Here is a 14,913-nt window from a genome sequence, read left to right as displayed (position 1 = left end):
TGCCCGATAGGAGATTGTATACATGAATAAAGTTACGAAGGCTGATCGTATTAAACGGATGCAGGTTCCACAAGTGGACTCACAGCTTGCAGGCAGAGTTCCGGCTGGGCAAGTGGTGACGGAGCGATTCCCTATTTTACACGAGGGTGAAGTGCCTGAATACGATATGTCCAAGTGGACCTTACGTGTATTTGGTGAGGTTGCAGAGGAGCGGGAGTTCAGCTACGAGGATCTGTTGGCATTGCCGCAAACCGAGGTTGTCTGCGATATTCATTGCGTTACCCGCTGGACCAAGCTGGATACGGTATGGGAGGGTGTGCGCTTCCGTGATTTTCTGAGCTCGCTGAACATTGAGCCACAAGGGAAATATGTTATGCTTCATGCGGATAATAACTACGAAACGAATGTTCCGCTAGAGGATTTAATGGGTGATCAAATCCTGCTTGCGATCAAATACGATGGCAAACCGCTAACGAAAAAGCACGGCTGGCCGCTGCGATTACTGGTACCGCATCTTTATTTTTGGAAAAGCGCGAAGTGGGTTCAGGGTATCGAGTTTATGAAGGAAGACCGGGAAGGCTTCTGGGAGCGTAATGGCTTCCACAATACGGCGGATGCTTTTGAGGAGCAGCGCTTTTCAGGTGAGCCGCTGCCGATTCCTGAGGATGAATGGGTACACAAGGATTATGATTGATGAAAGCTGATCAAGTTTGAAAGTGGTGAAATGACGGTGCTACTCCTAACAGCACGTGTTCTCCAACTGATAAGGAGAGCAAGGCAGCCACTGTCCAAGGCGGAAATTGCCAATGAGACTGGGATTTCTTTATCCGCAGTTTCTGTTCATGTCGATCGATTAATGCAGGAAAAGCTGATCACAGTATCCCATGTAGGTGCTTCCAGCGGTGGCAGAAAGCCTAAGCAATACGCGATTCATAAAAGTTATGGTGTTATCGTATCCATTGAGCTGGGTATTTCCTATGTTCAGGTTGCGATTGCGGATTTTGATTGTGAGATTATAGCGGCGACGAACTCGCCAAGTGATATTAATCAAGGACCTGATGTCGTTTTGCCTCAGGTGCAGCAGCTGGTGGACCATTTGTTTCAGGAAAATAATCTCGATAAGGGCCTGATTAGAGGGATCGGAATCGGCGTGCCAGGCCCTGTCGATTTTTCCTTGGGAACTCCTATCGCACCCCCTATCATGCCAGGCTGGGATCAATATCCAATCCGGGAATTCTGGTTTCAGCACTATACGTGTCCCTGTTATGTAGACAATGATGTTAACAATATGGTGCTTGGCGAATATGCCAAGGGCTTGAATTTTGAAGTCGATAATTTAATTCACATCAAGGTCGGTACGGGTATAGGCTCCGGTGTGATTTACGATGGCAAGCTGTATCGTGGCTCCACAGGAAGTGCCGGTGATATCGGGCATTTTGATATTGGCAATGATGTGATGTGCTGGTGCGGGAATCGCGGATGTCTGGAAGCGAACGCAGGAGGCAAGGCAATCGTCGAGAAGGCGAAGCAGCTCGCTTTATCCGGTAAAAGTGAGTATTTGTTAAAGCTGCTGGAGCGCAACGGAAGGCTGACACTAGATGACCTGGGGGAAGGCTTGCTTAAGCTGGACCCGGCCTCTGTGGAGCTAATTCGCGAGAGCGGAGCTGCGATTGGCAAAGTGATTGCTTCTATCGTAAATTTCTCGAATCCGTCATTAATTTCAATTGGCGGCAAGCTGTCCGAATTTGGCGATATATTCCTCGCAGCGATTCGCCAAAGTGTATATCAAAGGTCGATGCCGCTGGCAACCCGAAAATTGATGATAAACAAATCGTTATTAGGCAGCAAGGCTGGACTGATCGGTGGCGCTTATATGACGATAGATCAATTAATCCTTCAGGCAACGAATGATGATCCAGAGCATTTTTTGGATTAGATGCCAATCGTGGATACATGCTAATAAGTTGAAATGGCTGAATGGGGAAGTAACCTGTTCAGTTTTTTGTTGTTGTGCCAAAAGTACTGGCGGATGATCTATACGCATAAGATCTTTTATCTTTATAAAATATACTTTTAATATTGAAAGTTAAAAGTATATCTGCTATAGTCAAAACCAAGGGAGTGGATGTTCATGCGCAGGATCAAAGCGGCTATCATCGGGGCGGGGTTTATTGGAAAAGCCCATTTGGAGGCAGTTCGAAGATTAGGATACGTAGATATTGTAGCGATAGGTCAGAATGGGCAGGACAAGGCGGATGCTTATGCGGAAGCGCTCAAGATCCCCAAAGCTTATGGCAATTATATGGATTTATTGAATGATCCTGAAATCGAAGTGATTCATAACTGTACACCTAACCATCTTCATTTTGAAATTAACAAGCAGGTGCTTTTACATGGCAAGCATCTACTATCAGAAAAGCCGTTGACCTTAACCCGTGCGGAAGCAAAAGAGCTGTATGAGCTGGCCAGTCAAACGTCGCTGGTGACCGGTATCAATTTTAATTATCGGCAGTTTCCGATGGTTCAGCATCTGAAGTCGATGGTCAAGGACAAGGATCTAGGGGAGATTAATATTATTAGAGGCAGCTATTTGCAGGATTGGCTGCTGTATGATACGGATTATAATTGGCGAATGGAGCCTGAGTATGGGGGACAGACAAGAGCTATCAGTGACATCGGGTCGCATTTGTTTGACCTTATTCAGTATGTAACGGATTTAAGAATCGTTGAGGTATTCGCCGATCTGGCGGTTGTGATTCCGAAACGGTATAGGAATGCTGCGCAAGGAGAATCCTTTCAACCGAGCTCGATAGCTGATCGACAGCTGGTAGATATTAAGACTGAGGATTACTGTTCTGTGCTTGTGAAGTTTGATAATGGTGCTCGCGGCGTGTTCACCGTATCACAAGTATCAGCCGGCAAAAAGAATGCCCTTGAAATTAATCTGGACGGTTCGCAGGCTTCCGGCTCCTGGAAACAGGAAGAGCCTTTTCGATTAATGATGGGCTATCGCGACAAACCGGGAGAAACCGTTCTGAGAGACCCGAGTCAGCTCAAGAAGGAAGCGCTCCCTTTCATGCATTATCCAAGCGGACATGAGGAAGGCTGGACCGATAGCTTGAAAAATATGATGCATAACTATTATCAGGCGATCGTGAATCAAGTGCCGATATCCGGTTCCGTAGCGACTTTTAAAGAGGGCTACGAGATCATGGTAATTAATGATGCCATTGTGCGGAGTGCGCGGTCGGGAACATGGGAGGCCGTTAACTGGGATTAGGCAATTGCCCGTACTTATACCGATTGTCAGGTGTATGAGCTGGATATCATACAGAGAGGCTATCCCTTAGTAGAGAAATCTACTCGAAGGATAGCCTCTGATTTGTTTGATCGGATTTTACCTGAGCTCTGTACCGTATAACGCAATAAGCTCGTCATACAGCGCATGGTCCTGCTCGTAATCGCGCTCACCTATAATGATGACTCCATCCGAAAAGGAGACTTTTTTACCAAGTGCTTCGCAAAGTACGCGCAGCGGCAAATAGGTACTGCCATTGATCATTTTTGCCGAAACGGGCAAGTCGACCGTGATTTCGTTCACCTTCATTTGCATAGAGCCAACGGGAATCGTAATCTTGCTGCCACCTGAACCGGTCAAGGTGGCTGTTTGCGTATCTGTATCCCAGGTTACCTGCACGCCCAGATTTTCCGAGACGAACCGAACGGGCAGCAGGGTACTGTCATTGTCGATTAGCGGCTTGGCTTGCAGTATTTTTTTCTCCCCTTGAACGTATGCGCTTGAGCTGTTGACAGCGAGGAGGATCATTGTGTTCATCTTGATCAGGGATGCGTCAGAAAGGACATTGGCCTTATAGCTATCGATGTTATGCTTGTCCAGCACCGTGATGCTGATCGACTGGTCCAATCCATCTGCTGCAATTTTGATCTGTGCATAACCCTTCTTTTTGGCCACAAGTGTGTCGCCCTTTACGTCTATCGTATCCGGCTTGGAGGATTCCCAATTCAGACCCTCGCTCAATGTCTTTTCACTGTAATCGTTGTATACGGCAATGACTTTTTTTGCAACGGCTTCATTTACAAGCATGTACGAATTGGAGGCAGAGGCATTGGGCTTATCCGCAAGACGGAGGCTTTTTAGTTTCAACTGCTGCTGCTTGTCATAAGAAACGATTTTTTTTGACTGGGCTTCCAGCCATTTGTGTGATGGACTGCCTGGTGCGACATCCAGGAAATTGTAGTTCAAATTCAGGTACTTCCATTTCGTGTTCGCTGTCATAAACGGAGATATATCCTTGATCCCGTTTGATGATAAATAAAGATTCGATAGGTTCGGCAAACCGGCAAGTGGTGCTACGTTCTGAATCCGATTATTACTGGCATACAGTGTCTCCAGGCTGGTCAGAGGGGACAGTGGCAATAAATTGCTTACAGCATTGTCCGTAATATCCATCGATTTGAGACGGGTAAGTGTGGACACCCAGGTTAAATCGGATAGGCCTGATGAATTTAACTCCAGCGTTTCCAATTGGCCGAGACGGTTGACACTCGAATAATCGGTAATGGCTTTACTGTGCAAACCGAGCTCTCGCAGCTGTGGTGCCTTATCCAAACTAGAAATATCACGTAATGCATTGCCCCCGACAGACAGACGCTGCAGGTTGGCCATATGGGGAACGAAATTCAAATCGGTAACCGAATCGTTCCAAATGTCGAGCTTTTGCAGTGATTTCATAGGGTCGAGCAGAGCGGTTAGCTGGCTTGTGGCTACATCGCCTTGGAGGTACAAAATTTTCAAATTTGGCAGCTGCTTCAGAGCATCAACACCGTTGATTTTCAAATTCTGATTTCGTACCGTTAAATCGCGAAGCGACCTCAACTCGGACAAAAACGAAATATCGGCATCCTTCATATGGAACATCTGAAGTCTTTCCATGCTCGTGAATTTTCTCAGCAAGCCAGCGTCTTTGGCTATATCTCCGGTGCTGTAATCGATATCCAACGCCGTAATTCTCGATAAATCCCAATCCGTTACCGGTTCCTGGGGTTTCTCCAATATAGTGCGGATCATTTTCTCAAAATCGGCGCTTTGAAAAGCGACCGGATTTAAATTGGCCTTCTGATCACTTGGTTTGGACCATTCGCTTAAGAAGGCGGCTTGATCCGCTTTGTCTGGAATATCAAAAAAGCGTACCGTATATGTAATTGTGGCGGGTGCGCCATTAATAGCTTGAATACCCGTAATTTGGGCTTCATACTCGTCGTTATTCTCGATAGTACCTACTAATGCAGGACGGAAAATGATACAGTTGGCAATCCCGAAGTTTGATGTTTCTACATTAAAATAATTGCGGTTGACAAATGCTTTGGGGTCTGACGGAATACCCCGATCTTTTTGGTCAAAGGTCCATACTTTACCGTCCCCTTTACGCTTAAGCACGACTTTTACCTGATCGGCTGACGGTGTTTTGTATTGTGCCGGATTCAGCGTGATGGACCAAGCATCTCCGCGTTTAAAAGCGTTGGTAGGGAACGCTCCTGGACTAGGCCAAGCGATGTAGGGCATGGAAAATGCTGCTGTACCGCTTTTATCAAATACCTGCATCGGTGAATAGGTTGTGTTGCCGCTGGCTAAGCCAAACCCTGTATACCGCAGCGGTGGATTGAGAATCCAGCGTCGATGTCCAAGACGGTCAATATTGCTCATATCGCTATCACTCATATAACCGATAACGGTTGAGTGTAATTGGATAACCCCGCTGTACAGATTGCTGCTGCTGGTCGATTTGTAGCCAATCTTATAAAAGCTGTCATCCATCGTTGGCGGCTTGTCCGGCGTATGGGATAATCCCTTGTCCCTTACCGTCAGCAGGACGGCACCGTGCTGTGCCTGATCGTTCAGCGCTGGGTCGGCTGTCAGATTGTCCGGCAAGCCTGCCAAATAACGAGCATAATTGGCCATGTTGACACCGTCTTGAATAAATTCGGCATTCAGCCTGCCCGCAGTGTAAGGCGGTACCAGCAGCGGCTGCTCGATAAACGGATTTCCGTTGAATTTAGGACGGTATTGTTCCCATTTAGATATGATTTCTTCAGGATGATGACCCGAAACCAAAGGCGACGTATTGCCCTCCGCGTTCGCATGAACCGCCCAAGTGATACTTGAAAGAAATACGGCCGTGCTGAGTAATGCGCTTTTTTTCCATATTCTTAGACTTCGAATTCTCTCTTGCAAAAATATCTCTCCTCCTTAGTAGTAGCTCCGTTTATATATCGGCGAGAAGTCTCGATTTTATAAATTGGTCTATGATCAATCGCCTTCTGTACCCATGCAAAAAAAGAACGCGTGGGTTGCGTTCCTTTGAGATGTTGAGATTCAATTCACTAGCGACCAAACTGCTGCACCTCTGCCAGAGTAGGCAGTGAGCTTTGGGCTCCGGCGCGGGTCACCGTGATGGCGGCTACAATCTGGGCTTGCCGGATCGCTTCGTCCATATTCGGATTGGACACATAGCTGGCTGCAAAGCCACCTATAAAGCTGTCTCCGGCAGCAGTCGTATCCAGGGCTTTGACCTTATGGGCCGGGAACATTTTGAGCGCTTGATGATCTGCATAACAGCAGCCTTTTTCGCCAAGTGTCACAATGAGTGATTGTACGCCTTTGGCCAGCAGCGCCTGAGTCGCAGCTTGAAGGCTGTGGTCATCGACAAGCTCAATTCCGCAAATATCCGCCAGCTCATGCTCATTAGGAATCAGAATATCGACGTAGGACAAGAGCTCATCATCGAGAGGTTTGGCAGGCGCTGGATTCAATATCGTTGTTTTACCAAGCTGCTTGGCTAATTGAAGGGTGTATTTGACAACCTCCATTGGAACCTCAAGCTGAAGCACCACAAGCTCACATTGCTCAATAGCTTGCCTTTGCAGCTCAATATCTTGCTCTGTGATATCAAAGTTAGCACCTGGAATAACAATGATATGGTTACTGCCACTATGATCCACGGTAACTACAGCAACTCCGGATTTCTCGGTAGAGGTAACGATATGCTCTGTATTGACGTTGGAGGCTGTTAGAGAATTCAAGAGGGAGGTACCGTACGGATCCGCTCCGACTTTCCCGATCATGCTAACCGGTGCTTGCAGCTTGCCGATCGCAACTGCCTGATTGGCGCCTTTTCCTCCAGGGATTTCCGTTAATCCGGTACCAATGAGCGTCTGGCCCTCCTTGGGCATGTGATCGACATTAATGACAATATCCATATTCAAACTTCCTACAACTACGATAGCTGGTTTCATGGTTTTCAATCCTTTCTTGTGGAGGCTCGCGGGATAAGGGTAACATCTAATTCGTGCAGGCTGTTTGCAACAGCTTCACCGTTAATCTTTTGAATCAGCAGCCTTGTTGCTAAAGCCCCAAGCTCATAAATCGGCTGGGCTACCGTTGTAATTTCAGGTTCTGTGGCCTCTGTAAGCTGTATGCCATCAAATCCGCATATCGCCACCTGCTCAGGAACCTGGATTCCCATACGGAGCAAGGATTTCAAAACCCCGACAGCCATCAGATCATTACCAACGAAGACACCGTCTACATCGGGGTGGCGCTCGAGCATTTGTTCAGCAGCCGCTATCCCGCCATCCAAAAGGAAATTTCCAGGTATGAGCAGACTTGGACTGTACCACGGCAACTGCTGCACGATATCCTCGTATCCTCGAAGCCGCTCCTGAGCGGTTCGAATCTCCTGTGGTCCATAAATGTGAGCGATTTTGCTGCAGCCTCTATCCAGCAAATGCTGAACAGCGAGTCTCGCCCCAGCACGATTATTCGAGCGGACAACGCTGCAAATCTCATCGGAGGGTGCGCGATCCAGCACGATATAGGGGATGTGGCTGCTGTTCAGGCGAAGTGCCTCTTCCCTACCAAGCGTGTGTGAGGAGAAAATAATTCCGTCTACATATCTTTGCTTGAAAATCTCGATGTAAGCCTGCTCCTTATCGGCTTGATCATCGGAGCTGCCAAAAAACACGGTATAACCAAATGTTCGTGCGACTTCCTCGACGGCTCTTGCCAGCTCTGGAAAAAAAGGATTCATTATATTGGAAAGAATCAAAGCGATCGTCCGGCTCCGCTTGCTTGCCAGCCCTCTTGCAACTGCACTGGGTTCATACTGCAGCGTCTGGATGGCCTGATTCACCTTGTGCTCGGTTTCCTGATTGACATAACCGCTCTTGTTCAAAACACGGGACACAGTGGAAACAGACACACCTGATAATTGTGCAACATCGCGGATCGTAGCCACTGCTGTTCACTTCCTTCATGAGAGTTGGTGCAGGCTTGTGGTAGCGGTACCATATAGCTGTAAAAAAATATGTGGTACCGCTACCACACTGATAGATTGAATTTTACTTGGAAAATAAATCGATGTCAATACAGACAAGCTGCAAGTCTGCAAGGAATTTCGAAAATCCCCAGTGAAGCCGGTGAAGTAATTAATGTTTCTCTTGTTTATCTACGCGTACAGCCGTAGTTCCAGCGATACATAAATCTCCCTGAATCCGAATGTGCTCATAAGGCAGCGTTGGATTGGCAATTCGCCAAAGCATGCGATCGGCAGCCCGATATCCGGTTTCACGGATCGAGAGCAGCGGTCTGGTGAAGAGCGGCAGCGAATCCGGCTGCTCATTTAAAAAGCCGATAACAGATATATCCTCGGGTATATGAAGGTTAAGCTCCTGACATAGCTCATAAAAAGGGGCGACCTCACCATGGACACCACAAATTACGGCAGTTGGGGCGTGTACAACAAGCTTGTCTCGCAAATCCTTCAGCCATTCAGGTTGAAGGCTGCGCTGACCGATCGAATGCGCTGCAGCATCAACCTCAGCATTGAATTCATTCATCGCATGGATAAAAGCCTGCCAGCGCACAATAAATCCTCTTTGCGAATGCGTGTCGCCAACATACATAATGTTATGATGGCCGATGGACCTTAAATAAGCAACAGCCTGATAAGTGGCTTCGTATATATCCCAGATCACACTGTCCGCCTTGGTACCGAGCGGGGGATAGCTGAGCAGAATCTTCGGCATCGGTATTTGCAGCAGCACAGACTCCCAGGTTTTGGGCAGGATGCTGGGAGCAATGAACAGGCCGTCAGTGAATGCGACTGCTTGTTCCTCCAGCCACTCTGCCATAGCAGCTTCCCGAGTTAAGGCAGGCAGCAAGCAGATTTCAATATGGTGGCCGAAGGAGGCAAAGCGATCATGCAGCCCCTCCAGCAGCAGTCGATTATAACCGACAGATTGCTCGGTTTGTACGAGCAGGAATCTTTTACGTTCTATGGGATAAGAAATAATCCGTTCCGCTCTTAAGCTGCGGATTTGCTCCTTCGTAAAATACCCGAGCTTCTCCGCCGTTTCCACGATAAGCTGTCTTGTGGCCTCTGACATCCCTGACTTTCCCTTTAACGCCTTGTTAACGGTTTGTATAGTAACGCCAAGCTGCTGAGCGATAGTTTTCAGTGTTACCTGCTTGCGTATGGGCATACTTGGGTTCTCCTTGCATTAGAATAGGACTTTATTGGCTATGCTTCGGTATCACTGTGCTTATGTTCTATCCTACCATGCTTTGATTTTAGATGAAACTAAAATGAAACTAGTTCTCCGGCAGCGGCAGCTTATAATGAAGATATCTTACTTAGGGAGGCTGACAATATGAATACGCAAGCGTTAACAACGGTTACAATAACTTCAGAGCTGCAGGTGTCCCATACACCGGATGTTGTCGTTATCGGAGGCGGTGCGACAGGGATTGCTGCCGCCATAGCAGCGGCACGGAATGGTGCGAATACATTATTGATTGAGCAGCGCGGATATCTTGGTGGTATGGGTACGGCAGCTTTGGTGCCTGCCTTTTGCCCCTATACGGATGGAGAAAAGCCGATTATTCGCGGTATCGGACTGGATCTGCTGGAGAAGATGAAGCAGGCGGCCGGTGACAAATTTCTTAACAGCTACAAGGATTTGCTGGATTGGGTACCGATTGACGTGGAAACGCTAAAGCGTGTATACGACAAAGAGGTGCTGGACAGCGGCGCCCAGCTTTTATTTCATACGGTCGCAGACCAGGTGCTGCTCGATGGCGACCGGATCAGCGGAATCGTCATTAGCAACAAGTCTGGACGTTCTGTAGTTCAAGCGAAGCTCTATATTGATGCGTCGGGGGATGCCGATTTGGCGGCGCTGGCCGGTGTTCCGTTTCAAACGGGTGGAGAGCAGGGCGAGCTGCAGCCGGGTACGATGTGTTATGTGGTATCTGGCGTGGATAAAGCGCGCTTCGAGCAGTTTATCGAGCAGTCCGGGCAAGGCAAAAGCCTGGAAAAAACCGTCGTAGAAGCTCAGCTTAACGGTGATCTTCCGGAAGGTCGTAAACGTATTTCAGGTATGGCCTGGATCACAGATTCGGTGGTCGGCTTTAACTTTGGTCATATCTTCGGTATCGACGGAACGAAGGCGGAGGATCTGACTCGTGCCGCGATTGAAGGGCGTGTGCTGATCGATGTGCAAATCCAGTTTTTGCGTAAATATGTACCGGGCTTTGAGGACATTCATTTGGTACATTCCGGCGATCAGATCGGGATTCGGGAAACACGGCGAATTGCCGGTGACTATACGCTGGTTGTTGATGATTTTATCTCGATGCGAACCTTCGAGGATGATATAGCCCGTAATGCTTATTTTATCGATATTCATCTAGCCAATGCAAACAGTACGATGGTCATCAAGCATCTGCCGAAAGGACAATCACATGGAGTGCCTTATCGCTGCATGCTGCCGCAGGGCAAGTCCAATCTGATCGTTGCCGGGCGTTCCGTTTCCTCCGATCGTCCCGTGCAGGGCTCGCTCCGCGTGATGCCGAACTGCTTTGCGATGGGGCAGGCGGCAGGAACAGCAGCAGCCATGGCAAGTGTAACCGGTGGCGGGTTTCGCGAGGTATCGATACCTGAGCTCCAGCGGAAGCTTGTTGAGCAAGGTGCTTGGCTGGGTGAACGTCCGGGCCATGCGGATGCTGTGGCTGTAGGTGCAGGTGCTTCGGGCAAGATTGAATTTGACGATGAGGCTTGACCCAAAGTAATGAACCAGATCAAAGATCGGCCTCCTGTATGATTGCGGCGGGAGCGGCGATCTTTTGTCTTTTTGCGTGTGTCTGTGCGTCATTCAAGTTATACTACATAATAGATGGGAGGGGTAGCACATGTATCGATTGGTTATCGTGGACGACGAGCCTACAGTGCGGCACGGGCTGAGTACTTATTTTGACTGGAGTCAGTATGGAATTGAGGTCGTTGGTGAAGCGGACGATGGGGATGTCGCTCTCGAACTCATTGAACGAATCAAACCCGATATGGTGCTGACCGATGTCCGCATGCCGCAGATGGATGGCATACAGCTGTCCACTGAAATCAAGCTGCGCTTTCCCGGGATCAAAATTGTTTTTGTCAGCGGGCATGATGATGCGGACTATTTGAAGTCTGCGCTTAAGGTCAATGCTGTCGATTATATATTCAAGCCAGTGAATATGCAGGAGCTGGCAGCAGTGGTGGAGCGGGTGGTCAAGGAACTGCAGGATGCGGAGCAGGAACGCACCTATATTGTAGACATGCAGGTGAAGCTGACGCAAAGCATGCCTTTATTGCGGGAGAAATTTCTGATGTCATTAATTTGGGATGGTGTGAAGAACCCGGCACGGATCAAAGACCGGCTGGATTTTCTCGGACTCGATTTGCCGGCCGAAGCTGATTATTGGACACTCGTATTGAAAATCGACGATAGCGCAGAGGTGGTGGCGACCCGAACGGAGCGGGATCAGCAGCTGCTGTCCTATTCCGTTCTCAACATCGTTCAGGAACTGACGGAGCAGATGATGCAGGGGTATGCCTTTGAAACCCGCAACGGCGAATTCGTTGTCATTCTGAGAATGGGCGAGGAAGATAGTCAGGAGGAACGGCTGTTCAGCTTAACCGAGCAAATTCGTGATAATCTGAAGCGTTGGTTGAAAATTAGTGTCACCATCGGTGTAGGCGAGCGAATTTCCGGATTGCAATCGATGCCTGAATCGTATAATCAAGCACGCGAGGCTGCCGATCAAAGATGGTATCTGGGGAAAAATCATATTATCTCGATCGATAATTTACAGCAAAATACGGACAGCCTTTACCGGTTCGATATGGCTCAGGGCGAACGCATCATGTCGGTGCTAAAGGCAACGGATCAGGAAAAGCTGCTAACCGAGCTGGATGGAATTTTTGAGCCCCTGTCGCGAAGCCGCAAGGAAGGCTTGACCAACTGCCGTAACGTCAGTCTGCAGTTGATTTTGATGGCAAGCCGGCTGCTGCTGGAGCTTAATATGATGGGGCCGGAGATGGTCGACAAGGAAGCCGTACTGTGGGAGCAGGTATTCAAGCAGGAAACGATTCTCGATCTGCGTCACAGGGTAGAGACTCATCTGCTGGACGTGTGCGAACGGATTCGCGAAAAACGGAGCGCCAAGCCCAAAAATGCGATTGAGCGGGTTCATGCCTTGATCGATGAGCGGTTTGCCGAAAATCTTCAGGTTGGCGATATCGCCCGGGAAGTGTTTTTATCACCGACCTACTTGTGTCTGCTGTTCAAACAGGAAACGGGAGAAACGATCAATGAATATTTGACCAAGGTAAGAATCGAAAAGGCCAAGGAGCTGCTAAGTGATCCGCGCAATAAGTTTTATGAGGTGTGTTACACCGTCGGCTATTCAGATCCGAGCTATTTTAGCAAGCTGTTCAAAAAGTATACGGGTCTGACACCAAGCGCATTTCGCGACCAATTGCCTTAGAAGGGGGATAAAGCATGAGAAGGCGCTTGAAAAGAAGCTGGAACTATGGCTTGCTGCTCTTGAAAGGAGCCATGGCAGCCAGACGCTGGCTATTGGCTTATGTCATTCTCATTCTGATTCCTGCTGCGCTGCTGCTCTATTCGTATACGCAAAAGTCCTCTCAGATTATTGAAGAGGAAGTGACCCGTACGATGCTGCAGACGATTAAACAAGCAAGCATCAACCTCGACTACCAGTTCGATTCGGTACGCGATACATCGAATATTATTTTTATGAATCCGAAGCTTCACCAATATTTAAGCAGCACGGCTTCTATTGGACAGCAGCTCGACTCACTCAAGGAGCTGAGGTATCTGGTCGATAACGCCGGGACGAATCCGAATGTGATGCGGGTTCGTTTGTTTGTGAACAGCGATCGAATGTTTTCCGGGGAACGGGTCAACTTTTTCACCTTGGATAGCTTGAAGGGCAGGCCTTGGCTCCAGCAGGTGCTGGATGCAGGCGGCACCATAGTGTGGACGGGCGCTTATCAGGAATCGTATCTGGAACCCGGTCCTGTCTATGTGTTCTCCGGTGCCCGTATGCTGAGAGATCCTGAAGTATATGATCAGATTTCAGGCGTACTCCTGATCGATGTGGCCGAGAGGACGATCCAGGATATTTTGACCAAAATCAAGCTGACTCAAGAGGACACGATCTACCTTGCAGCACCGGATGGGACGATGATATCGAACAAAGATAAGACGCTGCTGGGCAGTAAAATGGAATTCTCTGAGGTACTGGCCGCATTCGGACAAAGCGAGGAAGGCATTATCCCCGTAATGAAGGACAATAACTCTCGCTATGTCGTGTATACGACGCTTCGATCAACGGGCTGGAAGCTGGTTGCGGAAATTCCGCAGGCGGAGATTACGTCGCGAGCGACGGCACTGAATCAGTTTTCCGGAATTGCAACGTTATCGAGTGTCACGATTTTGTTCCTGCTGCTTGTATTTATTTTATTAGCCGTAATTGTACGAGGCATGAACCGCAGGATGCAATCCGTGATCATGAGGATCAAACGGGAAGGAATCGAAAGTCTGGATGAACGCTCGGGTATGTCTGAGGGTGATTCCAATCTTTTGGAAAATAGCGTTGATCATTTGATTCACAAGGTTCATGATTTGATGGAAGAGACGTATCGATCCAGGGTTCAGGAGCGGGAAGCGCAGCTACGAGCACTCCAGGCACAGATTAATCCGCATTTTCTGTACAATACCTTGGATACGATTAACTGGATTGCGATCGGACGGGGAGCTCACGATATTAGCTTAATGATTGACGGGTTGGCCAAATATTTTCGGCTTAGCCTCAACAAAGGCAAGGATAGGGTCAGTGTCAGCGATGAACTGAATTTGGCCAAAGTATATCTGGACATTCAGCAAACCCGGTTTCCGAAAAGCTTTGAATTTCATATTGAAGCGGAAGCGGGTCTGGATGTGTATGAAATGCCTAAGCTGACCCTCCAGCCGATTGTCGAAAATGCACTGCTGCATGGGATTCGCAAATCAAAGGGTAAGGCAGGCGCGATTTGGATTCGAGCAGCCATGGAAGGTGACGAGCTGATATTGTCGGTTACGGATGACGGAATCGGCATGCAGCAGGAGCTGGTGGACACACTGCTGACTGAGCCACAGCCTGCCATGCGATCCGATGGATCAGGGAGCTCCTATGGGTTATATAATGTGAACGAGCGTATTAAATTGTTTGCCGGAGAGCAATACGGGCTGACCATCCAATCGAGGCTTGGCGAAGGTACGACGGTTGTTGTTCGTTTCCTCTGCTTGCAGTCAGATCAACACAATGAAGCTTAATGCATCATTATAGAGTCCAAATCATAAACCGCACTCTTCGAAATAGAAGTGAAGTGACCCCAAAAAGTTAGACAATATATATTAGGCTCCCTTATGGGTGTGAATCCGGTATTGTACCGGGCTCATGCCCTTTAGTTTTGCCTTTATGCGTTTGTGGTTGTAATACTGGATATA

General features: G+C 48.3%; 11 protein-coding genes. 6 read left to right on the top strand and 5 right to left on the bottom strand.

What is annotated here, in order from left to right; translation table 11 throughout:
* Nucleotides 1-22: 22 nt before the first annotated feature.
* The 3 genes from LRL21_RS07285 to LRL21_RS07275 all read left to right on the top strand — a co-directional run bounded on the left by LRL21_RS07285 (nt 23) and on the right by LRL21_RS07275 (nt 3,280).
* Nucleotides 23-694 carry a sulfite oxidase-like oxidoreductase gene (locus LRL21_RS07285; protein WP_240415103.1) on the top strand — a complete coding sequence of 224 codons (672 nt, stop codon included), beginning with the start codon at nt 23-25 and terminating at the stop codon, nt 692-694.
* Nucleotides 695-724: 30 nt separating this feature from the next.
* A complete protein-coding gene (locus LRL21_RS07280; RefSeq protein WP_240415102.1) occupies nt 725-1,936 on the top strand; it encodes an ROK family transcriptional regulator in 1,212 nt (403 codons plus the stop codon).
* A gap of 195 nt (nt 1,937-2,131) precedes the next feature.
* Entirely contained in the window at nt 2,132-3,280 is a 1,149-nt protein-coding gene (locus tag LRL21_RS07275) for a Gfo/Idh/MocA family protein (RefSeq protein WP_240415101.1), read from the top strand.
* Nucleotides 3,281-3,397: 117 nt separating this feature from the next.
* Here LRL21_RS07275 and LRL21_RS07270 read toward each other — a convergent pair whose 3' ends face one another.
* From LRL21_RS07270 to LRL21_RS07255, 4 genes are all read right to left on the bottom strand, one after another.
* Nucleotides 3,398-6,253, bottom strand: a complete 2,856-nt coding sequence (locus LRL21_RS07270; RefSeq protein ID WP_240415100.1) for a stalk domain-containing protein — start codon at nt 6,251-6,253, stop codon at nt 3,398-3,400.
* A gap of 149 nt (nt 6,254-6,402) precedes the next feature.
* Nucleotides 6,403-7,314: a ribokinase gene (gene rbsK / locus LRL21_RS07265; protein WP_240415099.1), complete on the bottom strand. Its 912-nt coding sequence runs from the start codon at nt 7,312-7,314 to the stop codon at nt 6,403-6,405.
* Nucleotides 7,315-7,319: 5 nt separating this feature from the next.
* Nucleotides 7,320-8,315 (bottom strand): LacI family DNA-binding transcriptional regulator, encoded by a 996-nt coding sequence (locus LRL21_RS07260; protein WP_240415098.1) that lies wholly within the window; start codon nt 8,313-8,315, stop codon nt 7,320-7,322.
* 190 nt (nt 8,316-8,505) lie between these two features.
* Entirely contained in the window at nt 8,506-9,561 is a 1,056-nt protein-coding gene (locus LRL21_RS07255; RefSeq protein WP_240415097.1) for a LacI family DNA-binding transcriptional regulator, read from the bottom strand.
* Between the two features lie 168 nt (nt 9,562-9,729).
* Here LRL21_RS07255 and LRL21_RS07250 point away from each other — a divergent pair, with 168 nt between their 5' ends.
* The 3 genes from LRL21_RS07250 (at nt 9,730) to LRL21_RS07240 (ending at nt 14,739) form a co-directional block, all read left to right on the top strand.
* Nucleotides 9,730-11,139, top strand: a complete 1,410-nt coding sequence (locus LRL21_RS07250; protein WP_240415096.1) for an FAD-dependent oxidoreductase — start codon at nt 9,730-9,732, stop codon at nt 11,137-11,139.
* 130 nt (nt 11,140-11,269) lie between these two features.
* Nucleotides 11,270-12,886 (top strand): response regulator, encoded by a 1,617-nt coding sequence (locus LRL21_RS07245; RefSeq protein WP_240415095.1) that lies wholly within the window; start codon nt 11,270-11,272, stop codon nt 12,884-12,886.
* 14 nt (nt 12,887-12,900) lie between these two features.
* Entirely contained in the window at nt 12,901-14,739 is a 1,839-nt protein-coding gene (locus LRL21_RS07240) for a sensor histidine kinase (protein ID WP_240415094.1), read from the top strand.
* Nucleotides 14,740-14,820: 81 nt separating this feature from the next.
* Here the strand turns inward: LRL21_RS07240 and LRL21_RS07235 are convergent.
* Nucleotides 14,821-14,913, bottom strand: a 93-nt coding sequence (locus LRL21_RS07235; RefSeq protein WP_240415445.1) for an IS3 family transposase, incomplete at its 5' end; no start/stop codon positions are given.

The sequence above is a fragment of the Paenibacillus periandrae genome, from assembly GCF_022458865.1.
GTDB lineage: Bacteria > Bacillota > Bacilli > Paenibacillales > NBRC-103111 > Paenibacillus_S > Paenibacillus_S periandrae.
The sequence above is the reverse complement of the archived record's forward strand: the minus strand, read 5'-3'. Positions and strand labels throughout refer to the sequence as shown.

Excerpts from the sequence above, each read along its gene's own strand:
- LRL21_RS07255 (WP_240415097.1), bottom strand. The coding sequence starts at position 9,561 with ATGCCCATACGCAAGCAGGTAACACTGAAAACTATCGCTCAGCAGCTT.
- LRL21_RS07240 (WP_240415094.1), top strand. The coding sequence starts at position 12,901 with ATGAGAAGGCGCTTGAAAAGAAGCTGGAACTATGGCTTGCTGCTCTTG.
- LRL21_RS07280 (WP_240415102.1), top strand. The coding sequence starts at position 725 with ATGACGGTGCTACTCCTAACAGCACGTGTTCTCCAACTGATAAGGAGA.
- LRL21_RS07250 (WP_240415096.1), top strand. The coding sequence starts at position 9,730 with ATGAATACGCAAGCGTTAACAACGGTTACAATAACTTCAGAGCTGCAG.
- LRL21_RS07285 (WP_240415103.1), top strand. The coding sequence starts at position 23 with ATGAATAAAGTTACGAAGGCTGATCGTATTAAACGGATGCAGGTTCCA.
- LRL21_RS07275 (WP_240415101.1), top strand. The coding sequence starts at position 2,132 with ATGCGCAGGATCAAAGCGGCTATCATCGGGGCGGGGTTTATTGGAAAA.
- LRL21_RS07245 (WP_240415095.1), top strand. The coding sequence starts at position 11,270 with ATGTATCGATTGGTTATCGTGGACGACGAGCCTACAGTGCGGCACGGG.
- rbsK (WP_240415099.1), bottom strand. The coding sequence starts at position 7,314 with ATGAAACCAGCTATCGTAGTTGTAGGAAGTTTGAATATGGATATTGTC.